The organism is Erwinia sp. MMLR14_017 (assembly GCF_033657285.1).
GTDB lineage: Bacteria > Pseudomonadota > Gammaproteobacteria > Enterobacterales > Enterobacteriaceae > Erwinia.
This window is the reverse complement of record NZ_JAWVWP010000004.1, coordinates 231,874-258,113: the sequence shown is the minus strand read 5'-3', so window position 1 is coordinate 258,113 and position 26,240 is coordinate 231,874. Positions and strand designations below refer to the sequence as shown.

General features: G+C 48.6%; 22 protein-coding genes, 1 tRNA gene and 2 pseudogenes. 12 read left to right on the top strand and 13 right to left on the bottom strand.

The annotated features are described in order from the left end of the window. The first annotated feature begins 69 nt into the window (after nucleotides 1-69). From SD961_RS08830 to SD961_RS08820, 3 genes are all read left to right on the top strand, one after another. Nucleotides 70-1,155 (top strand): aldo/keto reductase, encoded by a 1,086-nt coding sequence (locus SD961_RS08830; protein ID WP_318790004.1) that lies wholly within the window; start codon nucleotides 70-72, stop codon nucleotides 1,153-1,155. 545 nt (nucleotides 1,156-1,700) lie between these two features. Beyond that, nucleotides 1,701-1,988 (top strand): hypothetical protein, encoded by a 288-nt coding sequence (locus tag SD961_RS08825; protein ID WP_318790003.1) that lies wholly within the window; start codon nucleotides 1,701-1,703, stop codon nucleotides 1,986-1,988. Between the two features lie 89 nt (nucleotides 1,989-2,077). After that, on the top strand, nucleotides 2,078-2,404 hold the full coding sequence (locus SD961_RS08820; RefSeq protein ID WP_318790002.1) for a four-helix bundle copper-binding protein: 327 nt from the start codon (nucleotides 2,078-2,080) through the stop codon (nucleotides 2,402-2,404). Nucleotides 2,405-3,073: 669 nt separating this feature from the next. On the opposite strand, the gene SD961_RS08815 is transcribed toward SD961_RS08820, so the two are convergent. The 3 genes from SD961_RS08815 to SD961_RS08805 all read right to left on the bottom strand — a co-directional run bounded on the left by SD961_RS08815 (nucleotide 3,074) and on the right by SD961_RS08805 (nucleotide 6,417). Beyond that, nucleotides 3,074-3,244: a hypothetical protein gene (locus tag SD961_RS08815; protein WP_318790001.1), complete on the bottom strand. Its 171-nt coding sequence runs from the start codon at nucleotides 3,242-3,244 to the stop codon at nucleotides 3,074-3,076. Between the two features lie 643 nt (nucleotides 3,245-3,887). Continuing rightward, nucleotides 3,888-4,865, bottom strand: a complete 978-nt coding sequence (locus tag SD961_RS08810; protein WP_318790000.1) for a VOC family protein — start codon at nucleotides 4,863-4,865, stop codon at nucleotides 3,888-3,890. 319 nt (nucleotides 4,866-5,184) lie between these two features. Beyond that, nucleotides 5,185-6,417 carry an MFS transporter gene (locus SD961_RS08805; RefSeq protein WP_318789999.1) on the bottom strand — a complete coding sequence of 411 codons (1,233 nt, stop codon included), beginning with the start codon at nucleotides 6,415-6,417 and terminating at the stop codon, nucleotides 5,185-5,187. 695 nt (nucleotides 6,418-7,112) lie between these two features. On the opposite strand from SD961_RS08805, the gene bamA reads away from it, so the two are divergent. Beyond that, nucleotides 7,113-9,542 carry an outer membrane protein assembly factor BamA gene (gene bamA, locus SD961_RS08800; protein WP_318789998.1) on the top strand — a complete coding sequence of 810 codons (2,430 nt, stop codon included), beginning with the start codon at nucleotides 7,113-7,115 and terminating at the stop codon, nucleotides 9,540-9,542. A gap of 456 nt (nucleotides 9,543-9,998) precedes the next feature. Here bamA and SD961_RS08795 read toward each other — a convergent pair whose 3' ends face one another. From SD961_RS08795 to galB, 4 genes are read right to left on the bottom strand one after another with little or no spacing between them, the layout of a single operon-like run. Next, nucleotides 9,999-10,871, bottom strand: a complete 873-nt coding sequence (locus tag SD961_RS08795) for an NAD(P)-dependent oxidoreductase (RefSeq protein WP_318789997.1) — start codon at nucleotides 10,869-10,871, stop codon at nucleotides 9,999-10,001. Nucleotides 10,872-10,881: 10 nt separating this feature from the next. Next, on the bottom strand, nucleotides 10,882-11,964 hold the full coding sequence (locus SD961_RS08790) for a 4-oxalomesaconate tautomerase (protein WP_318789996.1): 1,083 nt from the start codon (nucleotides 11,962-11,964) through the stop codon (nucleotides 10,882-10,884). Then, nucleotides 11,964-12,680 carry a 4-carboxy-4-hydroxy-2-oxoadipate aldolase/oxaloacetate decarboxylase gene (locus SD961_RS08785; protein ID WP_318789995.1) on the bottom strand — a complete coding sequence of 239 codons (717 nt, stop codon included), beginning with the start codon at nucleotides 12,678-12,680 and terminating at the stop codon, nucleotides 11,964-11,966. The genes SD961_RS08790 and SD961_RS08785 overlap by 1 nt, the downstream gene beginning before the upstream one ends. Next, nucleotides 12,677-13,414, bottom strand: a complete 738-nt coding sequence (galB, locus tag SD961_RS08780; protein WP_318789994.1) for a 4-oxalmesaconate hydratase — start codon at nucleotides 13,412-13,414, stop codon at nucleotides 12,677-12,679. Before galB ends, SD961_RS08785 begins: the two co-directional genes overlap by 4 nt. A 129-nt stretch (nucleotides 13,415-13,543) precedes the next feature. On the opposite strand from galB, the gene SD961_RS08775 reads away from it, so the two are divergent. The 4 genes from SD961_RS08775 to SD961_RS08760 all read left to right on the top strand — a co-directional run bounded on the left by SD961_RS08775 (nucleotide 13,544) and on the right by SD961_RS08760 (nucleotide 19,161). Next, entirely contained in the window at nucleotides 13,544-14,770 is a 1,227-nt protein-coding gene (locus SD961_RS08775) for a LysR family transcriptional regulator (RefSeq protein ID WP_318789993.1), read from the top strand. Between the two features lie 238 nt (nucleotides 14,771-15,008). Beyond that, nucleotides 15,009-16,388, top strand: a complete 1,380-nt coding sequence (locus tag SD961_RS08770; RefSeq protein WP_318789992.1) for an aromatic acid/H+ symport family MFS transporter — start codon at nucleotides 15,009-15,011, stop codon at nucleotides 16,386-16,388. A 424-nt stretch (nucleotides 16,389-16,812) separates the two neighbouring features. Beyond that, a complete protein-coding gene (pckA, locus tag SD961_RS08765; protein ID WP_318789991.1) occupies nucleotides 16,813-18,444 on the top strand; it encodes a phosphoenolpyruvate carboxykinase (ATP) in 1,632 nt (543 codons plus the stop codon). 150 nt (nucleotides 18,445-18,594) lie between these two features. Further along, nucleotides 18,595-19,161, top strand: coding sequence for a diguanylate cyclase (locus tag SD961_RS08760; RefSeq protein ID WP_318789990.1), 567 nt, complete (start codon nucleotides 18,595-18,597; stop codon nucleotides 19,159-19,161). A gap of 567 nt (nucleotides 19,162-19,728) precedes the next feature. Here the strand turns inward: SD961_RS08760 and SD961_RS08755 are convergent. From SD961_RS08755 to SD961_RS08745, 3 genes are all read right to left on the bottom strand, one after another. After that, nucleotides 19,729-19,908, bottom strand: coding sequence for a general stress protein (locus SD961_RS08755; protein ID WP_318789989.1), 180 nt, complete (start codon nucleotides 19,906-19,908; stop codon nucleotides 19,729-19,731). A 736-nt stretch (nucleotides 19,909-20,644) separates the two neighbouring features. Further along, nucleotides 20,645-21,064, bottom strand: coding sequence for a translesion error-prone DNA polymerase V autoproteolytic subunit (gene umuD / locus SD961_RS08750; RefSeq protein WP_318789988.1), 420 nt, complete (start codon nucleotides 21,062-21,064; stop codon nucleotides 20,645-20,647). A 342-nt stretch (nucleotides 21,065-21,406) separates the two neighbouring features. Continuing rightward, nucleotides 21,407-21,643, bottom strand: coding sequence for a hypothetical protein (locus SD961_RS08745; RefSeq protein WP_412916671.1), 237 nt, complete (start codon nucleotides 21,641-21,643; stop codon nucleotides 21,407-21,409). Between the two features lie 873 nt (nucleotides 21,644-22,516). Between SD961_RS08745 and SD961_RS08740 the strand changes: the two genes are divergently transcribed. Both SD961_RS08740 and SD961_RS08735 read left to right on the top strand, forming a co-directional pair. Beyond that, on the top strand, nucleotides 22,517-22,726 hold the full coding sequence (locus SD961_RS08740) for a hypothetical protein (RefSeq protein WP_318789987.1): 210 nt from the start codon (nucleotides 22,517-22,519) through the stop codon (nucleotides 22,724-22,726). A 120-nt stretch (nucleotides 22,727-22,846) separates the two neighbouring features. Beyond that, a pseudogene (locus SD961_RS08735) lies at nucleotides 22,847-23,103 on the top strand (IS4/IS5 family transposase); the annotation flags it as partial. Between the two features lie 434 nt (nucleotides 23,104-23,537). On the opposite strand, the gene SD961_RS08730 reads toward SD961_RS08735, so the two are convergent. From SD961_RS08730 to SD961_RS08715, 3 genes and pseudogenes are all read right to left on the bottom strand, one after another. Beyond that, on the bottom strand, nucleotides 23,538-23,894 hold the full coding sequence (locus SD961_RS08730) for a hypothetical protein (protein ID WP_318789986.1): 357 nt from the start codon (nucleotides 23,892-23,894) through the stop codon (nucleotides 23,538-23,540). Between the two features lie 100 nt (nucleotides 23,895-23,994). Then, nucleotides 23,995-24,153: pseudogene (locus SD961_RS08725) on the bottom strand (DUF6246 family protein); the annotation flags it as partial. A gap of 647 nt (nucleotides 24,154-24,800) precedes the next feature. Next, nucleotides 24,801-24,877, bottom strand: a tRNA-Arg gene (locus SD961_RS08715). A gap of 183 nt (nucleotides 24,878-25,060) precedes the next feature. Here SD961_RS08715 and folD point away from each other — a divergent pair. Together folD and ybcJ are read left to right on the top strand one after the other, a co-directional pair. Further along, entirely contained in the window at nucleotides 25,061-25,927 is an 867-nt protein-coding gene (folD, locus tag SD961_RS08710) for a bifunctional methylenetetrahydrofolate dehydrogenase/methenyltetrahydrofolate cyclohydrolase FolD (protein ID WP_318789985.1), read from the top strand. Beyond that, nucleotides 25,927-26,139 (top strand): ribosome-associated protein YbcJ, encoded by a 213-nt coding sequence (gene ybcJ / locus SD961_RS08705; RefSeq protein WP_318789984.1) that lies wholly within the window; start codon nucleotides 25,927-25,929, stop codon nucleotides 26,137-26,139. The genes folD and ybcJ overlap by 1 nt, the downstream gene beginning before the upstream one ends. Nucleotides 26,140-26,240: the final 101 nt, after the last annotated feature.

The following is a 26,240-nucleotide window of genomic DNA, read 5'->3' as shown; positions in this document are numbered from 1 at the left end:
GCTGCTTTAGTCTGACAGGCAATCTGAATGAACTATGCTTTTTTCCTGACTTAAAAACAGGAGAAAGCAATGAAATACAGACAACTTGGCCGTTCCGGTTTACTGGTATCAGAACTGACGCTGGGAACACTAACCTTTTGCGGGAAATCGGGTTTTGAAAAAACGGGCAATGTCGATGTCCGTCAGGCACGACGTTTCCTGGATATCGCGCTGGAACAGGGGGTCAATACTGTAGACACTGCCGATCTCTACTCGCTGGGCGGCGCTGAAGAAGTGGTTGGTGAAGCGCTGGCCGGAGCGCGCGATCGCGTCATTCTTGCCACCAAAGCGCGTAGCCCGTTAAGTGAAGACCCGAATAACAGCGGCGCCAGTCGCTTTCATCTGATCAAAGCCTGCGAAAACAGCCTGCGCCGTCTTAAAACAGACCATATCGATCTCTACCAGATCCATAACTGGGATGGTGTTACGCCGGTTGAAGAGACGTTGCGGGCGCTTGAAGAGCTGATCCAGAGCGGTAAAATCCGCTACTTCGGCACCTCTAACTACAGCGCCTGGCAGATGATGAAAACGCTGGGCAGCGCAGAACGCAACCATCTTAACAGCCCAGTCAGCCAACAGATCTACTACACGCCGGAATCACGTGAGGCAGAATTTGAGCTGCTGCCTATGGCGCTGGACCAGAATATCGGCACGCTGATTTGGGGTCCCATGGGCGAAGGTTTGCTGACAGGCACCGTACAGCGCCATCAAAAAACACCGGACAGTTCGCGCCAGGGCAACGGCTGGCCTGAACCCTATGTTCACGACATGGAGCATGCGTGGAACGTCATTGAGGTGTTGGGTGAGGTGGGAAAAGAGCTGAACGCCTCTACGGCGCAGGTCTGCCTGGCCTGGCTGCTGACCCGCCCAGGCATCAGTTCACTGATTGTTGGCAACCGCACCGAAAAACATCTGCAGGATAACCTGGCCGCTGCTAACCTGACGCTGAACGAAGCGCAGCGTAAACGGATTGAACAGGTTACGCGCCCGGCGCCCCGCTATCCCTACTGGCATCGCTTTACCAGCGGCATGGACCGAATCGATCCCGCTGAAAAAGTGTTCCTGGATGAATATAAAGAGACGCTGGATAACAGGAAAGATCTGGAAGCGAAGTAGGTTTTTTCTGCGCGCGATAGAGTCTTAAAACATACCTATCGTGCGCATTCCTGGTTAATTGTTAATCTGCGGTATCTATCTGGATATATCCCTGTATGGTGAGGCCTCTCATCTCTGATGAGTTGAGAATTTGATTACCCCTTGTATCGATTCTATGCCTGTGTAACGCAGGTTTTTTTTGTACATACAGAATTCATGAACAAGCAGGATACTCCTACTATCCTGCGAGTGAGAAGAAGCCTGCTCCTGAGCAGGCTTTTTTTCGTCTTTCACAAAGCGCTGCGGTGAATGCTTGCAGAAAAAGGGTGTAACAGCAGCCAGAGATTTGAACCATTCTGGGCTGCTTTCAGCGCAGCATCAGGAGTTTTCCATATAATAGCGCCTGCGGTTTTGCCCGTTTAAGGTGAACAGAAATTATCTCCTTCAGCTTATTCACACTGCTTTGCTTTCAGAAGGATGCAGCAGGCTCGGCCGTGTGCATCACTCTCCATGTGCTGAAATAGCACGCTATAATCATTACCTGGCTAACGATTTTTGGAGGCGTGATGAGCAACTATCAGTGTTACTTTCTGGATGGGCAAAATAAAGGCGAGGTGAGAGCCTTTCCTACTCCCCTGAGCGATGGCGGAAAAGTTTCTCCGGTTGAATCAGAGATACAAAGTCTGGGTGGCAGAAGACCTCCGGGACAGCATCCCACAGTGCCGGAATACAATACCCTCGCCGTCCACGATCAGGGTAAAACCTATTTTCTGGGCACGCAAAGCGACCGAATCGAGTCTCAGCAGCTTGCTTTGCAGCAGGCTATTGCGGCCGGGCTGCAGCCCCATGGTTAGTTAGCAAAAAAGGTTATAAGACCTGCGATATTTGAATAATCCTCAATTTCTTCCAGGCTTAAAAGGTACATTTTAACTGAGGAGAGATTATGCTTACGCAATATCAGGAATGTATTGATGCTTGTTACCTGTGTGCTACTGCATGCGATAACTGTGCGGCTTCATGCCTTAAAGAGGAGAACCTTGAAATGATGCGCGACTGCATACGGCTCGATATGCAGTGCGCCAATATCTGTCGGCTTTCGGCACAGTTTATGGCGCTTGATAGTGAGTCAGCCAAAAAACTCTGCGCTGTCTGTGCAGAGATTTGCCAGCAGTGCGGTGATGAATGCGGTAAGCATCAGCATGATCACTGCCAGCAATGCGCCAAAGCGTGCCATGCCTGTGCTGAAGCCTGCCGAAAGATGGCCGCCTGATAAGCCGCTCGCCGATACAGCCCGCCAGATGCGGGCTTTTTTTCTGCCCGAAAATCGCCTGGTGATTACGTGTGGTCTGCCCCAGGGAACAGATAGCGTTCTCAATGTGTCAGGCCAGTAACCTGATCCTTCGCCAGCCAGCACACAGCTACCAGATGTGCAGATGATGAAATTGCTGAGATACCATTTTGCATCAGGTGCCTGGAAGCAGAGAAAACAGAGGTGCCTGAATGAGACGACGACACTGAAAACGATCTCTTGCGAGCTGTTAACCCTTATCGTCAGATAGTGAATCTCATATCAAATGAGTGATGATCTCTGCTGCGAGCGTTTTTATTTCTGCTAACCCTCAAGTTTTGTGGGGAATTGTCGATAATGTGTTCACCTGATGCTGCAAGCTGACGGATGAAAACTAAAAAGACGAACCACAGCAAAACTTAGCCCGCCTCGTTGCGGGCTTTTTTGTCGCTGTCGCAGCAACGCCTTTTTTATCAGCCAGCGCTGAACCAGGCATCAGAAAACTCTGAACTTTCAAACCCAGGAATGTCCCTGGAGTAATAACCCGCGCTGCCGCGTAGGCTGGATAATCTACACACGCAGAGGATTGCGGGTGTGGTTCAAGAGTAATAATCACTTCTTTCCCGACCTTTATGGTCGGGTTTTTTGTGGCTACAGCCGCAGCTCACCCACTGCGGATTCCACTGACATATCGTCATCAACCTCACTTAACAAGAGTGCCATCTCACGCACGCTATCGTTTGACAGCTCCCTGCCCTCTGCCAGAACCTGATACACGGCCTCGCCCAGCACTTTCACTACCTCATCTTGCGCGTCAGCCATCTCGGTAAATCCTCCTCTGGTTGAGTTATAACCATAAAGCAAACCAGCCGGAAAATAAATAGCCTTAAATATCAACAGGTAGAACCTCACCTGCTGTTATTAAACTTAAGGGTAGACACATAAATCCCGCCCTGTTTCTTACGCCAACTTGCGAACGTGGTATCGGAGATACCAGCTTGCGGCAGAGATCCGCCACTGACGTGCCCAACCCGGCCTGCTTAATGGCAGACAAGCTGCTTTTCGGTAAATCGTGATTTTTTATCGGCACAATCTCCGCTCAAAGGTTGTTTAGCATGCCGGAGTTTTGTTTCTGAATGGGGCAGCATTCTGGGCCAGGGTCATTTCCATGCGCTATATGCTGAGATAGTTGCCAGGAAATAAGCCTGTAAATTGACGTAAACGGTTAGAAAATGCACGGCGGGACATATTACGTTGATGGGTGAATCAATGCTGCTCTTTATCCTTTGAGATTTTTCGCCTGCCTGTTAACGTTGCTCTTAAGCTTAGCATCAGGCAAAAAAGCAGTGTGCTAAAGACTATAAATAATGAGGCCCGGAAGCTGCCGCCACAGATATAAGCGTTACAGATTGGGCAACTCACGCTGCCCTTACTACAGACCTGTTTCCAGTAAAAAAGCTCATTACTATTTTAAATTCTTCAGCACAGGCGGCGTACCGTGAGTGTGGAAAGTGTCAATGGTCTTAAGACCCCACGCCTGTCCTTTCTTACGCTCGGTTTCAGTCCATACCACCGTTTGCCAGTCTGGGGCCAGAATCAGGCGAGCACCTGAGTTGGCCAGCTCCACGCGGTTGCCTGCTGGCTCCCAGACATAGAGGAAAAAGGTCCCCTGGATCGCATGCTTATGCGGGCCGGTCTCAATATGTATACCATTTTCTAAAAAGATATCAGCAGCGCGCAAAATGTCTTCGCGGGAGTCTGTAGCATAGGTAACATGGTGAAGACGCCCGTTACCACCACCATGCTCTTCAGTGCAGGCCAGATCGTAAGTTTTATTATTGATGGTAAACCAGCAACCACCAATACGGCCATTATCCAGCTCAATCATCTCTGTAACCCGTGAGCCCAGGCAGGTTTCCATAAACTTTTTGAATTCACGCACGTCTGCGGCCAGCAGATTCAGATGATCCAGGCGGCGAGGAGAAGCTCCACGACCATGGTAGCGCTGCGCCAGGTTTTTAAGCGACGGGCGTTCATTCTCCTCAGCCTCATAGCGCACGGTATCGTAGTAAATTTCAAATACATGGCCAAAGGGATCTAAAAAACGGAAGGCACGCCCGTGTCCCTGTTCATCATCCACCCACCCAATAACTTCATAATTGCTGGCTTCAATCGCTGCCACACGACGCATCAAGGCGGTTTCAGAACTTGTTCGATAGGCAATATGTCCCACACCTGTAGAGTGATGGCGTGTCAGCTTCAACGTATGAAATTCGTAGTCATCCCAGGCTCGCAGCCATGCATGGTGCTCATTTTGAGCCGAGACGGTAAGCCCATAAACATTGACAAAGAAATTGAGACTCTCTTCAAACTTGTCGGTATAAAGCTCAACGTGACCCAAATGTGCAATGTCAAAACAGGGTTCCGGAAGGTGATTTGTCATGATGGTCTTCCTGTAAGTGTAGGCACAGCAATGTTGTACAGTTATTTTTGGAACAGGTTAACCGTTCATCATTCTGTAAGACAGTGAGTTAAATTTTATTGAGGCATGATTTCCATTTATAATGTGACGGTGTTAACATATTTAACCTTCCGACACCGGAAATTTCCGCTGACAAAATGGGATGGCGTGTAAATCATTACCATTAATAAGAAAAATATTTAATTTAATGGCCCCCGATACAACCATGACGAGTGGCCAATAAAAACAATAAGAGAGTGGGCTATCCAATAAAATATTCAGCCACATCCAAAAATCACTGTCATTTAACTTTCATCAAATCAACGCCAGTTGCATTTGGAAGGCATAATGCGGCAATAATCCCCACACAATAAGAAACTATTGCAAGACCTCCCATTGCATAGCCTAAATGAACCTGACTTGATATAATGCCTACCAGTGCGGGCATTAATGAGCCAAAGCCGCGTCCGAAACTGGCGCAAAACCCTGCCCCACTACCACGAATATGTGTCGGGTATAGTTCGGTAAAAGCGGGCGTTAAACCCGAAGCTAAACCGCCCTGTAAAGCACCGAGAAAAAATCCCAAACCAAGGGTAATATTCAGGCTAATGTCTGCAAACATATAGATACTGACAACGGCCATCTGACACAGTAAAAAAAGAATAATGGTTTTCCATCGGCCAAACTTATCGCTTAACCTTCCATAGAGGAACGGACCAACCAGTGAGCCTAAAATATTTATCGCTAAATATCCAGACATTGACACCACTGGCAGGCCTAATTCCATACGCAGATACGTTGGCAGCCATGTTATCATTATATAAGCGCCACCAAATATTCCGCTAGCTAACAGAGTTGCCGTTACGGTTATACGCCGGTGTTTTGCCTGAAATATTTCCGTTATTTTTTTTGGCTGCTTATTTTTAGGCGTGTGCGTAAAAACGGGCGATTCAGGTACCAAACGACGAATGAACCATACCAAAATAGCCGGAACGATACCGATAAGGAAAAAAACTTTCCAGGCAATTTCCTGCGGGAAAAAATTCAGTAATACTGGCAAGACGGACAAAGAAATAGCATAGCCAAGCGCGTATCCACTCTGAATCGAAGCGCCAACGCGGCCACGATAGCTGGCACGGATGACTTCGCTAATCAAAACACCGCCCACAACAACTTCTCCACCGTAACCGAGGCCCTGCAAAAAACGCACAAACAGAAACTGCCAGAATTCGCCGCAGAGTGCGGTGAGTGCAGTGAAGCAGGCCACCCATAACACAGTTAACTGCATAACGCGTATACGTCCCCAACGATCGGCCAGCATACCTGCGCTCCAGCCGCCCAGAGCGCTACCAATCAAAGACGCCGAGCCTAAAATACCCGCTTCCGATTTAGTCAGTATTGCCAGACTTAATAATATTGGCATGACTAATGAATAAATGGTGCTGTCCATCGAATCCAGAGTATACCCCCCCAGACAGGCCCACCATGTTTTCTTTTCATCCCTGTTTAGTTCACCGTACCATCCTGTTTTCATTTTTCACCTGACATTGGCTAAAAAAATAAAAAATGCGCCGCTCTTTTCAGCGCCGCTCGTTATTAATGGAATACATCGTAAAAATTAGATTAAAATTCTGTTTATTAACAGGCCTCTTATGACCTTTTGTGATCGTAGTCTCGTTGATTTTATAAACTAAATAATTTCACTACTGCTTTTCATAAAACAAAAAATAAAGGTATTCATAAATAGTTTTCAGGGCATGATTTTTATTTATAAAGAATACTCATCAGAAAAAGTCAAGCTTTTACTGTATAGGTATTGTGGCGTTCAAAGAGCTGAACTTCCAAGCGGTAAGACTAGCTATTTTACCGTTATATTTTAAGTTTAGTGGCTTTGCTCTCTCATTACATTCATATAATTGTATAGTCAGCACACCCATACGCATTCATCTTTGGCTGCGGAGAGTTATTTTTCCCTTCAGGCAGAAAAATTAACCGCATCTCGCTCAGGTAAACCTTCTGCACACAATGAGTCAATATTCCCCCACCATTAAGTAAGCAAACAGAAAATCATCACTTTCATGTTGAATTATAGTACCTAAACCCTGTCTGTTAGCGTGAATAATCGGGACCGTGCCGACGATTAGTGATTCAGGCATAAGAATATATTTTTTGCTTATAGCTTGGTAAAAACTTACGTTATCGGAAAATCAGACAGGCTTTAAGGTAGTAATGAAAAAAAACAGTGTAGCCTTAATCATTCTTGCCAGTTCTGCGGCTTCGGGCGCAGAAAATTTTACGATGAAAGATATTCATTTCGAAGGACTTCAGCGTGTCACCCCCGGCGCGGCACTGCTGAGCATACCGGTACACGTTGGCGACACGGTAAATGACGATGACATCAGAAATATCATTCGCTCAATGTTTGCTACCGGCAATTTTGAGGATGTTCAGGTTCTGCGAGACGGTACAACACTGATTATCCAGATCAAAGAGCGACCTACCATTGCCGCTATCACCTTCACCGGTAACAAAGCGGTAAAAGAGGAGCAGCTCAAAGAGAATCTCGAAGCATCAGGTATAGGTGTCGGCGAAGCGCTGGACCGCACCAGGCTTTCTTCAATCGAGAAAGGTCTTGAAGACTATTATTATAGCGCCGGTAAATATAGCGCCAGCGTAAAAGCGGTCGTGACGCCGCTGCCACGTAACCGTGTCGACCTGAAGCTGGTGTTCACTGAAGGCGTCTCTGCCAAAATCCAGCAGATAAACATCGTGGGTAATAAAGCGTTTAGTTCTGATGAACTGATTTCACGGTTCCAGCTGCGCGATGAAGTGCCGTGGTGGAATCTGACAGGCAATCGCAAATATCAGAAGCAGAAGCTGGCGGGCGATCTTGAAACCCTGCGCAGTTTCTACCTCGATCGCGGTTACGTACGCTTTAATATCGACTCAACGCAAGTGAGCCTGACACCAGATAAAAAAAGCATCTATATCACCATGAACATCCACGAAGGCGTCCAATACAAGATTGCTGGCGTGATTGTGAATGGCAGCATGGCGGGCCACTCGGCAGAGATCGGACATCTGACTACCATTCCTGCGGGCGAACTGTATAACGCCACCAAAGCGACGCAGATGGAAGATGCCATCAAAAAGCTGCTGGGCCGTTATGGTTATGCCTATCCGCATGTGGTGACGCAGCCGTTAATCAATGATGCTGATAAGACAGTAAAACTGCAGATCAATGTCGATGCGGGTCACCGTTATTATGTGCGCCATGTTCGCTTTGAAGGTAACGACACTTCACAAGACTCGGTATTGCGTCGGGAAATGCGTCAGATGGAAGGGGCATGGCTGGGCAGCGATCTGATCGATCAGGGTAAAGATCGCCTGAACCGCACCGGCTATTTTGAGACAGTGGATGTCGACACGCAGCGCGTCCCGGGTTCTCCCGATCAGGTTGACCTGCTTTATAAAGTTAAAGAGCGAAATACCGGTACCCTCAACTTCGGCGTCGGTTACGGTACGGACAGTGGTGTCAGCTTTCAGGTGGGCGTAACGCAGGATAACTGGCTCGGTACTGGTAACAGGGTAAGTTTCAGCGGCACCAAAAATGACTATCAGACTTACGTTGAAGTTTCGGCGACCGATCCCTATTTCACGGTAGATGGTGTCAGCCTTGGCGGGAAACTCTCTTATAACGATTACAGTGCAGAAGATAACGATCTTGCAGAATATAACCTGAAAAGCCTGGATTTAGGCACTACGCTGGGATTCCCTATCAGCGAAAACAGTAACCTTAACTTCGGCCTTGACTATGTTTATAACCATTTAAGCGATATGTCACCCCAGGTATCCGTATGGCGCTATCTTAACTCTCAGGGGATCAACCCTGGCGTGACGACCCGCACAGTCGATGATGATGGCAGCAGTGACGAAACTTACAGCGCCAATGACTTCTTTTTTAGTACCGGCTGGAGTTATAACTCGCTCGATCGCGGCTTCTTTCCGACTTCCGGGGTAACCGCCGGTTTTAATACCAAGATTACCCTGCCCGGCTCGACCAACAGCTATTTTAAAAGCACGCTGAGTGCGAATAGTTATCTGCCACTCAGTGACGACCACAGTTGGGTGTTGATGGGGCGCGCTAAAGCAGGATATGCAGAGGGGCTGGGCGGTGGTGAAGTCCCCTTCTACGATAATTTTTATGCGGGTGGTTCGAGTTCAGTACGAGGTTTTTCATCCAATACCATCGGACCAAAAGCCGCTTACTACCGCTGTAACGGCACTGAAAGCAACACCAGTCTCTGCCCGGTGGAAAAATCTGATGATGCAGTGGGCGGGAATGCGATGGCTGTTGCCAGCGCAGAGCTAATAATCCCGACACCTTTTATCAGCAGGCGTTACGAGACGGCATTGCGAACTTCACTATTTGTGGATGCCGGTACAGTCTGGGATACCGAATGGCAAAATACGGCGCAAACGCAGGCTGCAGGCATTCCCGATTATAGCGATCCGACGCATGTCCGCGTTTCAACCGGCGTAGCGTTACAGTGGCAATCACCACTGGGACCCTTGGTGTTCTCCTACGCATTACCGGTTAAAAAATATGAAGGGGACAAAGCTGAACAGTTCCAGTTTAATATTGGTAAAACCTGGTAAAGAGAGAAGTCATCTTCTCTCTGTTAAAATGCCAGTATAATAGCCAGCTGACGACGCATGACTTTAATTTAAGTCATCGTACCATCAAAAGGTGAAATGCTCAGGGAAAGAGCGTTCGCACTCCACCATTACCATTCATTTGCCTGTACCCTTTTAAGCATGGAATTAATGGCATTTATTCTGTTTCTTAATTAAGGGTAAGTTGTTTTATATTTTTATGCATATTTAAATATGCAGGATGCACTATCATGCTTTAAAAATCGTGAAAACATTTTAAAAGAGATGCGCACCTTTCAAATTCATCTGTTTACCAGGTGAGTGTTTAATCGCCAACAGTCAAAATCTGGTCGTTGTATTGCTGCTGTTTTTAATGCCATCTTAGTTCCTGGCAATAGCAACACAGTGCTTATTTGTCTTATTCATTTAAGCCATTCACCTGGGTTTAACGCTTTTACTTTACTTCAGGCTATCGACCACATTCTGCCAGATGAAGGGGGAAAAATCGTTATAAGGGATGTTCTTCTTCCCCATTATTGCCGGTAACCGGGCCTGCACCTGCTGCGTTGCCTGGCTCATCGCCGCCGTCACACCAACGTCCTGCAATGTCTTTACCACTTCGCCCATCTCTTCAGCGCGACGAACGCCATGTTCCGCGACACGGCTGATTAAATAGTGTGGCAGCCGATCGTTCCATCCCAGAGACGGAAAACTGGCATGCAGCGAGTCCAGAACAGCCTCTTCAACACCATATTGCCGCGCTGCGCTAAGGCACTCCGTAGTTAACGCCTCCAGTCCTTTAATCATCACGCTGCGACACATTTTTATTGCCGAGACGTCGCCTATGCGCTCGCTGGCAGCCCGTGCGTTGCAGCCCAGCATACTTAATTTTTGCGTGACGCTGCTTGCCTCTGCTCCGCCAATCAGCAGCGGCGTAGCCAGACGTTTTGGCGGTACCGGTGCCATGACCGCAACATCCACATAATGGCCGGCACCCGCAGCCACAGCATTAGCCGCTGCACGTTTGGTTTCAGGCGAGACGGAATTAAAGTCCAGAAAAACCTGCCCCGTACGCAGCAGCGGCGCAGCCTGTTCAGCTACGTCGAACGCGCTGGCCGCAGTCACCAGTGATAACACCAGACTCGCGCCGTCCAGCGCATCAGCCAGAGAAGCTGCTGGCTGCACGCCACTCTTTACAGCCAGTCCGCGTAGAGTATCAGCGTGCAGGCCGGGAAATTTTTTATCCCATACCCGCACATCCGCTGCACCAGCCAAATCCCGGGCATAAATTTGTCCGGCTTCGCCAAAGCCTATAATCGCAATGCGCATCATTTTGCTTTCCTTATTTACCTGACCAAACCGAACCAGGAATGGCGACGCGACCATCAAACAGCAGCCGTGCGGTGCGAATCAGACCGCTGTTAATGACGTTGCCCGCCGCGTCCCGCGTCAGCATTACGCCAAACTCACCGGAGGGATGTTCTACCGCCAGACGCTGCTCAGGAGCGTTGCTGATCTCTGCGAGCCCTTCAGTAACAGATCCAGGGATCAGACAAGCTGTTGCCACGCTTACCGCACCTAACACGCCAATTGATGCATGGCAGCGGTGAGGAATGAAGGTTCGCGTGCTAATGCAGCCGCCGTGCGTTGGTGCAGCGATTAACGTCATTTTAGGTACAGTGCGCTGCGAAACATCCCCCAGGTTCATACGTGGGCCTGCCTGTAAGCGAATCGATTCCAGACGCGTTTTTAGCTCAGCATCATTATCCAGCTGTTCACGCGTTTCCAGACCGCTGCGTTGCAGATCGGCTGCACGTATCAGCACCACCGGCATGCCGTTATCGATACAGGTCACCTCAATGCCATCAAAACGGTCGCGCGCGTTGCCAGTTGGCAGAAGCGCGCCACAGCTTGAGCCCGCAATATCCTGAAAATTCAGTATCTGCTCTGCAGCGCAGCCCGGCACGCCGTCAATCTGCGCATCACCTTCATACTCCACCTCCCCGTCTGGGGTGGCAATTTGCGCTACAGCAATCTGCCCAGTATTCACCATAAAGATGCGCACCGACGTCACCGCACCTTTACTCGCCACCAGCCCTTTCTCAATGGCAAACGGCCCCACCGCCGCGAGAATATTGCCACAGTTCTGGCCATAATCTACGCTCGCTTTATCCACATTTACCTGAGCGAACAGGTAGTCAACGTCCGCATCCGACCGCGTTGATGGGGAAATAATCGCTACTTTACTGGTCAGCGGATCGGCACCGCCGATACCGTCAATCTGCCGCCTGTCTGGCGACCCCATAACTGACAGCAATACGCGGTCGCGCGTGGCAACATCGGTTGGTAAGTCAGCCGCCAGAAAGCAGGCGGCTTTTGAGGTTCCACCGCGGATCAGCACGCAAGGAATAAACGTCTGTTTCATCAGCTATTTTTCAGCTCATCAAGAGAATCAACATAGCGCAGCCCCTTTTCGGCGAGCTGCGGGCGCATCTGGTAAATATCCAGTCCGAGTTCACCCGCCGCCAGGCGCTGGCGCTTGCCCTCTTCTGCCTCTTCACGCTTTTGCGCCGCCTCAGCTACCTCTGCGGCCCGCTCACGCGGCACAATAACCACGCCATCATCATCTGCTACTACGACGTCGCCGGGGTTCACTAACTCTCCGGCACAGGTAACCGGCACGTTCACCGATCCCAGCGTGGCCTTAATCGTGCCCTGGGCATAGACGGCACGTGACCAGACAGGAAAATTCATTTCACGCAGCACCTGGCTGTCACGTATACCGATATCACCCACCAGTGCTACAACGCCGCGCGCCTGTAAAGAGGTTGCCAGCAGATCGCCGAAAAAACCATCATGGCACTCTGAGGTTGGCGTAACCAGCAACACATCGCCGGGCTGACACTGCTCGACCGCAACATGAAACATCCAGTTGTCGCCGGGTGAGACAAGTACCGTCACTGCACTGCCTGCGATAGCGCGATTCTGCTGAATGGGCCGTATACGCACATCCAGTAATCCACTGCGGCCCTGCGCTTCATGTGTAGTTGCCACGCCATAGCGCGCAAAACGTGAGATCAACCTGGCTTCAACACGGTCGATGTTTCTTACCACTACTCCCTTTTTATTTACCAGGCTCATGACAAATCCTCCGTCACGCGTGGAAACAGGCTTTGATAGCCTTCACCATGGCTGATCACTTTTGCCGAGGCGATGCCTACATTGCGTTTCGCCTGAACACCACGCTGTAACGCTACGCGGGTGTAGTACTCCCACAGATGCTCCTGTCCCGCCATGCACTGGATCGCAGCGTATTTCTTATCCCATACGGAGGTGATATCCAGCAGCACGTCTGGCTTCCAGTTACACTGCTCCGGCTGATGAGGCTCAAAACAATAGACTGGCGGCGCTCCGATGATCGGCTCACCCGGCCGGTAACCTTCAGCCTGAGCGATGATACGCGCCTCCTGTGTCAGGTTAGCGGCCAGCGGATGATCGTAGTTGTAGGGGTCGTTTACCGAATGGGTCAAAACGAAGTGCGGCTGTACCTTACGGAACACGTCAGCTAACCGGAACAATGTCTCTTTATCGGCACGCAGTGGATAATCACCAAGATCGAAGAATTCAATACTGGCACCCAAAATTTGCGCCGCAGCTTCCGCTTCCTTCTGACGGTTTTGCTTCACCAGAGCCTCAGTCATATTCCCTTTGCGCCACAATTTGGCCGATTCGCCACGTTCGCCATAGGAGAGACATACAACATGCATGTCGTATCCTTGTGAGGCATGTAGCGCAATAGCACCACCTGCACGCCAGACAAAATCAGCAGAATGTGCACTGACCACTAAGGCACTCTTTTTTGGGTTCATTTCCATCTTCTATTCCTGCGTTTACTGTTTTATTTATCCTGTCATGAGGCCCACAGCGCGAATAATGCCTTTCATTGCGTGAGCTATGAATTCTATTTATGTTGTGATTCAGACCTCATAAAAATTGTTGAGAAAATGGAAAACAAAAAAGAGAGTAATTTTTTAAAAATCATGCAAATACGTGCCTTCTGCATGATTGCGGAACGCGGTACCGTATCTGAAGCCGCCAATAAATTATTTCGCACGCAGTCAGCCGTTACCCGTTCAATACGTGATCTTGAACACACTTTAGCTACGCCCTTGTTCGAGCGTCACGCGAGCGGCATGATGCTGACAGAAATGGGAAAATGTGTCCTGCCACGTGCCAGACGCGCCATTCAGGAACTTCATCTGATCCCACAACTGCTCAGTAAGCTAAAACAGCGCGACAGCGGCCGCGAAGAAGTTGAGCCGATCTGGCTGTTTAACCTGCGACGTTTGCAAATTTTCCTGGCACTTTACCGGCTCCACCACACGCAAAGCGTGGCCAATTCGCTGGGCATTAGCCAGCCGGCAGTCAGCGCGGCGTTGAAGGTGCTGGAAAAGGGAGCAGATGTGCCTTTGTTTCAGCGCACACCAAAAGGGATGATGCCGACCACCGCTGGACGTGAAATAGCGCCGTTTATCAGCCGCGCGTTAAATGAAATCCGTCATATTCCCGAAGACCTTGCGGCACAGAAAGGCGTATTAACCGGCACCGTGCATGTGGGTGCGTTACCGCTATGCCGCAGCAATTTGCTGCCGCTGGCGATTACGCGCCTGGTAAGGCGTTATCCCGGCATTAAAGTAGTAACCAATGAGAGCGCTTTTAACGCCCTGGTGACGGAACTGCGGGCTGGCGACATTGATTTTATCATTGGCGCACTGCGTCATAATGATGTCGTGCTGGATATTCATAATCAGGTTTTGTTCGACGAGGAGCTTATTTTACTGGCGCGACCGCAACATCCGCTTGTCGGACGCCCACTTACACCTGACGATCTGGCGCTGACACAGTGGGTCTTGCCACGTGATAACACCCCCGCCCGTCATCTGCTGGATCTTGCTTTGCAGGCATTAGGCATGCATGCACCGCAGCCGGTAGTTGAAAGCGGCGATCTGGCGATAGTCCGGGGGATTTTGCTTCATTCCGATATGGTCGCGGCGGTCTCCTCGCATCAACTGGAGTATGAATTACGCGCTGGGATCCTCAGCCCTTTGCAGCTTAGTTTACCGAATACACGCCGCGAAATTGGGTTAACTTTTCGTCAGGGGGCACTGCACTCCCCGGCGACCAAAGCATTACTGCGCTGTATCAGCGAAACACTGCAATCCACAACCTAAACGAAATTCATATAGTGCCGAATCAAAAATCTCCTCAGACTCCTGTGTATAAAGGCTCTGAGGAGGTTTATAGCGCTTAATGACATGTTAAATGCATCACAATATAAAGCTAACTCATACTTCTAAAAGCCTTTTTTGACAGACACTGCCGCTCACCACGCTTACCTTGTTGCTGGATTGTTACCTTCTCTTAACACAACGATAGCTGCCGCAGGCGGCACAAAAGAGAGCATACCCAATGACAGCAAATAACCTGGTCAATGTAAAAGCGTGGATTGATGAGCGGCCCGTCTCGTCCTTTCAATGGCGCGTGTTGCTGCTGTGCCTGATCATCATTATGTTTGACGGCTATGATGCCGCCGTGATGGGCTTTATCGCCCCGGCTCTGATAGAGCACTGGGGCATCAGCCGCTCAGCAATGGGACCCATTCTGGGTGCAGCAATGTTTGGTGTGGCGCTCGGTGCGCTAATCGCCGGGCCGATGTCCGATCGCTATGGCCGCAAGCGGATAATTTTACTGTCGGTGCTGATGTTCTCAGCATTCAGCCTTGCCTGTGCTTTTGCCGCTACGCCAGTGCAAATGGCGCTACTGCGCTTTATTGCCGGACTTGGACTGGGTGCGGTGATGCCGAACTGCGTAACGTTACTGTCGGAATACATGCCCGAGCGCCGTAAAGGCATCATGATTACCCTGATGTTCAGCGGCTTTAATATTGGTTCTGGCCTGGGTGGATTTATTGCCGCTGGGTTGCTGGCGCACTATCACTGGCCTGCGGTGCTGATTTTTGGCGGTGCAGTGCCGTTACTGATGCTGCCGTTTATTGCCTGGTTGCTGCCGGAATCAGCACTGAATTTAGTGGTACGCAAGGCGCCCCGTGCGCAAATCGCCGCCCTTCTCAATCGCATGGGCGGTAATTTCAGCGGTGATAATGCTTTTATCCTTAATTCACCCGGCGTAAAACGCAACAGCACTATTGCCGAGCTGTTTCGTCATGGTTTTGCACGCGGCACCATCATCCTTTGGCTGACCTATTTTATGGGTCTCTTCGTAATTTATCTACTGAACGGCTGGTTACCAACCATCATGCGATCTGGTGATATTTCACTGGAGCAAGCCGCCATTATCGCCGGGCTGTTCCAGCTTGGTGGCCCGCTGGGAGGACTTATTGTCGGTGCGCTGATGGATAAGCTACGTGCTAAATGGGTGATCGGCGTTGTGTATTTAATTGGCTGCGCCTGTTTGATCACGCAAGGTCTGTTCGGCCTGAGCGGCGTCGCGCTGGGTGTCATTATTTTTATCACTGGCATGTGCATCAATGGCGCACAAAACGGCCTGCAGGTCTATTCTCCAGCCTATTATCCTACTGAAATTCGCGCTACAGGGGTGAGCTGGATGCACGGCATTGGTCGCATCGGTGCCATTCTCAGTTCATCACTGGGCGGCCTGTTAATGGGCGCGTTTCCTGGTCAGTCAGCGATCTTTTATCTACTTGCCTTACCTGCTCTGCTTGCCGCGATCACTATTGTTTTTCATCGCAACGTTCAGCTGAGCATGAAAATAAAAGGTGCGGGACTCGGTGAAATACCAGCGCTGTCGCAAACGATGAATAACCGATAAATGAAGTTGCCGTTATGGCGATCGTTACTGGCGGCTCGAACCTGAATATTGATGCTGATATGCATGGCATATCACAGGAAAATTTATGCAGATACACAACCAATGGGTAAGATACCTGGCAGCCGGAAAAGTTAAATTAAAGATAGAGGGGGCAGGTTCACCCCCAACATTTCTGAAAAATAACTTTTCAGTCTCAGCCTGACACAACGATATTAATAACATTATAAACAACATATAAAACTGGATGCAGGCCAATTACAGAACACTCATACCTTATGGATGAAGTTAACTGTAAAGTGACGAATGAGATAAATTCTAATGTCAACTCTCTTCTGGGTGACATGAAGTAATGTAAGGCGAGATGGTTTTCAATTTAAAATGAAATATCTCATTAAGATGTATTATTTTATAAGACAGGAATCATATGAACATTCAAAAAAGTATCGAAAAAACACTTTTATCCGTTGGAATAAAAGAAACAACAGAAGTCATTTATAACCCTGACTATGACCTCCTTATAAGGCATGAAACTTCACCGCAGCTGGAAGGCTTTGAGCGCGGCGTGTTGACATCCTCCGGTGCTGTTTCAGTAGATACAGGCGAATTTACCGGGCGTTCACCTAAAGATAAATATATTGTGCTGGATGATACCACCCGCAAAAGCTTGTGGTGGGCTGATTCCGGAGCAGGACGTAACGATAATAAACCGCTGTCGCCTGAAGTCTGGTCACAACTCAAATCACTCGTCGCTGAACAGCTGTCAGCTAAAAAACTCTATGTTCTGGACGCCTGGTGCGGAGCGAGTCCTGACACGCGCCTGGCTGTCCGCTTTATTACCGAAGTCGCCTGGCAGGCTCATTTCGTTAAAAATATGTTTATTGCTCCTACTGCAGAGGAGAGTGAAGAGTTTGAGCCAGATTTTATGGTGCTGAATGGTTCAAAATGCACCAATGCCGCCTGGCAGTTACACGGCATGAATTCCGAAAATTTTGTGGCCTTTAACCTGACAGAGAATATTCAGTTAATCGGCGGAACCTGGTACGGCGGAGAGATGAAGAAAGGTCTTTTTTCCGTGATGAATTATCTTCTGCCACAGCGCGGAATCGCATCAATGCACTGTTCTGCGAACCGTGGAACCAGCGGTGATGTGGCGCTTTTTTTTGGTCTGTCAGGAACGGGTAAAACCACGCTCTCTACGGATCCAGAACGTCAACTTATCGGTGATGATGAACATGGCTGGGATGATGAAGGTATTTTTAACTTTGAAGGGGGGTGTTATGCAAAAACGATTAATCTCAATAAACAAGCTGAGCCTGAAATTTATAAGGCTATCCGGCATGGGGCGTTACTGGAAAATGTAGTAATCAGGGAGGATGGAAGTGTGGACTTCGCTGATGGCCGTAAAACGGAAAATACGCGCGTCTCTTATCCACTTTCGCATATTGATAATATTGTCACCCCGGTTTCACGCGCAGGACATCCGGCACACATTATTTTTTTGACGGCAGATGCCTTCGGCGTATTGCCTCCAGTTTCTCGTCTGACGCGAGAACAGATGCAGTATCACTTCCTTTCTGGTTTCACCTCAAAACTGGCGGGTACCGAAAGGGGTATTACGCATCCTACCCCTACTTTCTCAGCTTGCTATGGTGCTGCATTTCTGTTGCTTCATCCAACCCAGTATGCCAGCGTGCTGGAAGCAAAAATGATAGAAATTAATGCAGAGGCCTGGCTGGTTAACACAGGCTGGAACAGTAAAGGCGAGCGTCTTTCTCTTAGCAATACCCGCAACATCATCAGCGCGATCCTGAATGGTTTTCTCAGCGAGACCGCTTATACAAAACTCCCGGTGTTTGGACTTTCTGTGCCTGACAACGTACCGGGCATAGATTCTACCCTGCTTGATCCCCGCAATAGCTGGGAGTCAGAAGATCTATGGCTTGAGGCAGCACACAAGCTGGCACAGCTTTTTATCAACAACTTCAGGCAGTACAGTGATACAGAAGCTGGCAAAAAATTGGCACTTGCCGGCCCTGAATGCAGTGAGCAACATTAACAAGCGGTTTGACTTTAAACCTGCGCGTCACGCTCAGTCCGGCAGGGATCCAAAAAACTGATGCTTCGGCAATGACGCTTTTCCTGATTTCTTGCATATAGTCAGCCTGAGTCTAAGCTTTATCTCCTTCCGTCATAAAGGGGAAACAGAATGTATCATTCCGACCCACAGATGTTGCTACTGCTGTACTTCGTTCTGCCCGTCTGGCTTATTGCCGGTTTTGCCGACTGGCTTTGCCACAGAGCAACGGATATTGAAACGACAACCGGGCTTAAAGAAACTTACATACATATTCTGATGTTTTTAGAGATGGGCCTGCCATTACTTGCGGCCCTGTTTCTGGATGTCAATTCGCTGGTTATAGCCTTTATGATTGTGCTGTTTTTCTGTCATGAGGCGACTGCTTTATGGGATGTCAGCTATGCCGTGACTGCAAGGCGGGTTTCCCCGATTGAGCAGCACATACACAGCTTCCTGGAAATGGTCCCCCTGATGGCGCTCCTGCTGGTCATTTCACGTCACTGGCCACAGTTCCTGGCATTATTCGGTTTTGGGGACGAGCCTGCCCGGTTTGAGCTGAAACAAAGAGATGATCCGTTGCCTGCTGGTTACATTACTGCCGTGCTTTCAGGCATCTTTTTTCTGGAAGTGCTGCCTTATCTGGAGGAATACTGGCGTGGGAAAAAAGCCAGCAAAGGTGGCTCAAGGAGAGGTTAAAAAGAAGGGCAAAGTCGGTGGCGATTCCGGCTTTCACTGTTTTACAACCTGACTCTGTTACGCTAATTACAGGCTGCGAGGCCATGCTTTTCAGCGGCCCCTTCGCCAGGCCAAACAACGGTTTGGGCAGGAGGCTTAGCTGACCATCACCCCCAGGAAGCGCCAGTCGAATAATCCGGTATCAGGATAATCAGTAATTTATAAAGCGATAGCTGATCTGTAACGTGACACCCGGATATTTTCAGCGAGAATAAAATAACAACACCAGCAACAATTCTACCAAAAAAAATTTACCCGTATGGCACTTAAAGGTCATTAATAAAAAACGATGCCAGCCCATTAAAAGCATAAGCAGAACGCAGCTTTGTCAGAATTAAATAATATCCCCTTACGGAGCAGACATGATTGTGACGATAAAAGATGAACGGAAGTAAATGTCAGTTAAAATAAGACTGCCCGGAACGTATAATTTTATTTATACGCCCCGGGCAGTCATACACTTAAGGTTAGCTTAATCAGAAACAAATAGCCTGAGCTGACTGTTTCATATTAAGAAGCGACACGCTGTTACTTTTCTTTACGGCCGCCACCGTGGCTGTGTTCGCCGCCTTTCTTACCGGCTTCGGAGGCTTTTTCACGGTCGTTAGCGAAGTTACCGCCGCTATTCTGGCCGCCTTTCTTGCCCGCTTCAGAGGCTTTTTCAGGATTTTCTGCGAAGTTACCGGATCCACCGCGATGTTCAGTCATAAATACCTCTCATTTTGAATGTACTAGTTTTAACTTCCAGGTCAACGGCAGGTTATCAGAGAGTTATCCTGCCTGCCGTCACTCAGTAATTAAGCATAGCCGCTATGTTTTTTTATGCAAAAAAAATTTATAAGCGAAGCGCTGAAATATCATGGAATAAACAACTTTGTACTTTGTGGTTATTACTACGGCCTAAAAATAATAGCCTCTTAAATTAAATGTTTACGTCGCACTCCTGATCCTGTTGTTTCAACAGCAGCTAAAAATGTTTTAAGATGAAAAAAATCATTACTTAAGGTATTAATTGTATAAAAGGAAGTAGCAATTCAGATAAAGATCATATAAATCAAAAAAATATACATCCTGTTGAGATATTCGTTATCAGTGCGAAACAGCGAAGGAAAAAAAGCGCCTGAAGAAGTGAGCAGCCGATAGATGAGCAGATGCGCTGGCAGCATACCGAAGGTGCCTCAGACAATCGCTACGCCCACAGCCCGGTGAGGCCGGGACGCAGAAAAGCGATCTCATACCGACTCTCGTCCCTGGACATTGGATCCCAACTACAGCGTCTGCTCTCTTTTAGCGGCTTAAAATCAAACCCCGTACAGGCCATGCGGCGAACCATTGCTCTCTGCGGAACAGCGGGTAATGCGCGGCACCAGAACCGTCCAGGATATGCCGCACCCGACAGTCCCGAACGGGGTAACGATTAGCTGTTGACGTCACAAAAGGCATCTCACCGGCACGCTTTGATGGTAAAGGTCACCACACCAAATATCTCCAGCTCATCCTCAGATTTAAAGGTGATTGGGGAGTATCGGCTATTGTGCGGCAGGAGATGCAAAAAGGGACGTGTGCGTAATTCCTTAACGGTAAACTCGCCAGAGACGGAAGCCACCACGAAATCGCCATGTGTGGCGGTAAGAGAGCTGTCCACCACCAGCATATCGCCGTCGGTTATCCCGGCATCAATCATCGAATCCCCGCTTACGCGGACAAAGTATGCCGCGCTGGGCTTCTGTATAAGCAGATTATTCAGGTCAATGCGTTGCTCAACATAGTCCTGGGCCGGGCTGGGTAAACCGCAGGGTACGCGGTCGATGAACAATGGCAGAGTAATGACGGCTCTGATTTCAGCAGGTTTTAAAAATTCCATAATGAGTGACCGGTTAATTACTGTATGTATATACAGTAATATCGGTTGGTACTGGCTATCAAGAAAAATTTTAGCGCTCGTACACTTTGCGCGGTTACCCCGGATAGCATATCGGCCATTATTGCTTAATAATCATGATGATTGCTAAAAGGATGAATAAAAGTAATGAACACATGCCGCAGTTCAGCAGAAGGTGGTCAATGTCCCGGATAAAAATAGTTATAACGTCCGAATGCGGCTGAAAGCTTTACACCACCCGACCGTCGAACTTTAATGTAGGTAACCAGTTAACGCTGTAACTATTGGATAACCCTGTAGATAAAAATCCGCTGACAGGGGCAGTTAAACATCGTTGCTTTGCCGCCATTGTAGGATCATCTCTCTGGTAACTTCCTTTTTATAGCAAATTGGTGCATAGCCACCAGCTTTGCTCCATGCACTTCGTCTGCCGCAGCTACTGCCATTTCTTGCTGAATTAAATGGACAAGCACATACGCCTGGATACGAAGCAATGGATTGATCAATAAGCTGCTGTTTAACCTGATCGTCACTCAGACGAGCGTTTTTTGCGAGCACCATTTCGGAAGAAATGAGTCCATATAAGATGATTACTGCTAACGAGATATTTCTGACAAGCATGGTCATTCCCTCCACAGTGGAGGTTAAAAGTTAACCGGTAGTGTTACGATTCAATCGGTCAATTAAGCATCATTTCATGCCTGTTTATCGTTCCCTTGTATCCTGGTACCTGCTCAAATGGCGGAGGATTTGTAGCGATCGTCAGCGCCTGCGATGGGGAACGATCCATCTAACGCTTACTGTGAGAGAAATCAGAGGGGCGGCCTGGCGGCCATCACGTCATTTTTATTGTGCCTGTTATCCAGCTCTTCGCGCTTCATCAGGAGCGAACTCATTCACCAGAAAATTCCGAAGTTTCAAACCTAAGAATGTCCCTACAGTAATCATCCTTGCTGCCTGGTAGGCTAAATAAACTACACATGCGGATGAATGCGTGTGTGATACAAGAGTAATATTGATTCCTTTCCCGACCACCATGGTCGGGTTTTTTGTGCATGTTTCTGAAACTACCTGCGCCCTTACCCATAAGGCATCTCCTGGTGATGACCATAAGGCGTACAAAAACTCAACGCCTGTTCCATCCTATCGCAAACCAGGACTACCAGAATAACGTCCCCGCGATATACTCCAGTCAGAAGGGTAACCAATGCCATACACCGTAGCAGCACGCAGCAAAGAAGTGCGGGGAAAGATTAGCGTCAGTCTGGCCGCGCCATGAGACGCTTACAGGGGGCATATAAGCCCCCTGGTTCTGACATATGAAGTGCAAGCTGGCGCAACTGCATGACGACTTTTCAGAGCGGTTTCACTACTACCGCAACGAGTTGATGACAATTTGCAGGATAATTCCGCTTTATCAGAAGGAGGCTAAACGTGAAGAAGACAATATATCTACCTCAATACGATAAAAAAGCAGAGGCGCATATCGTTGGGGATAAAATAAAGGTGCGATACGATGAAAATGAAGACTTCCCTAAACGTCTTAAAGTAAAAGACCAGTTTTATGTCGTCATTGACGGTGAGGAGAGAATTATGGTGCTCACCAGAAGCCCGATTGGCTCATGGCATTTTACTCTACAGTAGAGTGGAGTGTTAACGACCTCGCCCTTTACTGAGAAATTCCCAGTAATGGGCGGGTAAAATAGAACGGGCATAGAAAATATAATCAAATAATTTTGCAACCCGTTAAGGGAAATCCTCTCTATGCCCGATTGCTCATTCTGTCAAAAGTTTTTCCGCCACGCTTTAGCGCCGTTTCACCACTACCATAACAATGCCCTGCTCGATGCCACGGCCACATTACCCAGGAAGCTTCTCTTACCTTAAACTGTATTGGTAGCTGTCTGCCAGGTTCTGCTCAGGTTAAAAACAAAATTAAGCGCGTTAACCCCCTGTTAGATAATACTTCTTTGCATGAAGATATCACACTGATATTCCATAATATCACCTCACTTCTTACTTAGCGCCTTTCCTGGTGTGTCATTGCAGCCAGCTGGATTGGATAGCCTTACGAGGCTAGTTAGATTATTTATCTTATTCACAGGCCACATTATGGCCTCTGAATATCATCATCCCAGGATAAATATCCGTTTGTTGAGCTTTTAAGATGTTTCCGTTATGAAAGAAGAACCAATATCTTTTGATTCATGTATACCCACCATAGGAATTTTTAGCATTGATGCCCATGCATTTTGCATGTGGAGCGCAACCCGAAACTAAACCAGCCAAAGCAAATGCAACAAATAACTTCTTCATACCCTCATCCCTTAACGTAAATGATGGAATGAATCCTAAAGAGGATCTGATGCAATAGGAAGCAAAAAAATGGGGATTTGGCTTTGACCGGAAAGGAAAAACCCGCCGGATGGCGGGCTATTGGAGGGGTTGATATCTATTAATGGTTCTCACATCCTAACTGAGACTTATCGATGATCTGTGTACCTTCTACACGGAATCCGTAAGTCCCAAACAGGAAGGCGTGATTAAGCTGGTAGATAACAACATCGCTCAAACCAACAGCGCACTTATCTTTTTCAATAGCGCGGTCCATTGCAGTTTTAACGCTAGGAATCCCAAGAGGGAAAATCACGATTGGCGCCTTATCCTCACCAATTACGCGAGCGCCCTTTTCGAATTTAGCGGCATTTAGATTGTAGTTTTTGGTGCTACCAACAGTCATGTCGGCAACGCGAACGGTACAACCAGAGAGTAAAATCGCACAAGCAGCCACAGCTAAAGTTAATTTTTTCATTGTTCTTCGTTTCCAGATAAGTGAAATTGTTCAATGCAAAAGCTTTATCGACAACTAAAGCCAAATCATTAGCGTTTTAATGAAAAACTAATGATGAACATTATGCTGCTTCCGCCAGCTTTCTTGCTTTCTTTGCTATGTAATCATCGACCACGGAATCATACTCATCGCGAGTGAATCCCTTTTGGTTTAGGTACTTGGCGTTAAGCATAAGCTGAAACTCTGTCATGCTGAGCTGTTCCGCTTCTGACCGGCTAATGCTGCGGTACCCGGATATACGAAACCAGAGAGTCATGTGAGTTGATGAAGAGGCGAACATCAAGTGCAGGTCATTTGTTCAGCTTGAGTGTGAAGAGGTTAGGCGCTAGAAATATAGCTCCATAGCTGAGTAAATATCCGGTTTACCAGAAGAAGAAAGGCAAATGAAAATAACTCTGACATTTGATGATACTGGCACTGAAAAGGAACATGATTTTGACTCCGAACCTGGCGCCGGTGAGTTAGTGACGTGAGTTCGTGAGGGTAAAGGAGCGAATTAAATTGTTTTAACTGAACCTGAACCTGAACCTGAGCCTGAATCTGACCTTACCTATGACAATGGGAATAATGGCTATCCCACAACGGCCAGGGTTCGACCATCATAGTAATACCAACCGCTCACCGAGGCGTTTTTTATGCTAAGAATCAGTAATCTGCTATATGTAATAACACAATGAAGGCATTGAACGTAAAGTGTGGGGCGTGAGCTGGCGCTTAAGAACCGGCAGAAATCGAAACTGCCCTCATCTACCTGTCGTAACGGAGATTAGGTGCAAAATTGACTCACTTTTGGGTGATAACGACACAAATACGACACAGGGGGAAAATCAGGTGGGATTGAAACTAGCGTAACTGCCTGAAAAGTAATGGTACGCCCTACAGGATTCGAACCTGTGACCTACGGCTTAGAAGGCCGGTGCTCTATCCAACTGAGCTAAGGGCGCATGGAGAACTGAGGCGAATTATACGGTGCGAACCTGCTGAGTCAACGATTTATCGGGCGGAAGCGGTCTGTTGCTGCACTATTGAACAGTCTTGCCTGAAACTGTGCCTGACAGCAGCGCCCGCTTCTGACAAAATAGGCACCAATCCCCGTATTAACTCAACACAGATGGATCCCCTCTCTGATGGTAGCAAAGATTATTGACGGTAAAACGATTGCGCAGCAGGTGCGTCAAGAGGTTGCGGAAAAAGTCCGCCAGCGTCTGGCAGCCGGAAAGCGTGCTCCGGGCCTGGCAGTTGTTCTGGTTGGTGAGAACCCCGCTTCGCAGATTTATGTCGGCAGTAAACGCCGCGCCTGTGAAGAAGTCGGGTTCCTCTCCCGCTCTTACGATCTGCCCGCTTCCACCAGCGAAGCCGATCTGTTAGAGCTGATCGACAAGCTGAACAAGGATAGCGAAATCGATGGGATCCTGGTGCAGTTGCCTTTGCCGGCAGGCATCGATAACGTAAAAGTGCTGGAAAGCATCTCGCCTTCGAAAGATGTGGATGGCTTCCACCCTTATAACGTTGGTCGCCTGTGCCAGCGCGCGCCAAAGCTGCGCCCATGTACGCCCCGTGGCATCGTGACGCTGCTGGAGCGTTACAACATCGATACCTTTGGCATGAATGCCGTGGTGGTTGGCGCCTCTAACATTGTCGGACGCCCGATGAGCATGGAGCTGCTGCTGGCTGGCTGCACCACAACCGTTACCCATCGCTTTACCAAAAATCTGCGCTTCCATGTGGAGCACGCCGATCTGCTGGTGGTCGCGGTAGGCAAACCAGGCTTTATTCCGGGTGACTGGATCAAGCCAGGGGCGGTGGTGATTGACGTGGGTATTAATCGCCTTGAAAGTGGCAAAGTGGTGGGTGATGTTGATTTTGCGGCGGCTTCAGAGCGTGCCTCTTATATTACCCCAGTTCCAGGCGGCGTAGGCCCGATGACTGTGGCAACGCTGATTCAGAACACCCTGCAGGCCTGCGAAGAATCTCATGATGGAGCAGTAAAATAATGGCAACGTTCTCTTTAGGTAAACATCCCCATGTCGATCTGTGCGATCTGCTGAAGCTGGAAGGTCTGGTGGAAAGCGGCGCGCGCGCCAAAACGCTGATTGCAGAAGGCAACGTCACCGTCGATGGCGTGGTGGAAACCCGCAAACGCTGCAAAATTGTAGCGGGCCAGACCGTGGTATTTGAGGGTCAAAGCATAGCGGTTACGGCATAAGCCTGCCCTTTTCCGGCAGCGTTTCGCTGCCGGATTTCTCTTAATCTTCCCAGGCCCAATCCGGTACAGCCCCTTCCTCTCTTCATGCGCAATACCCTATT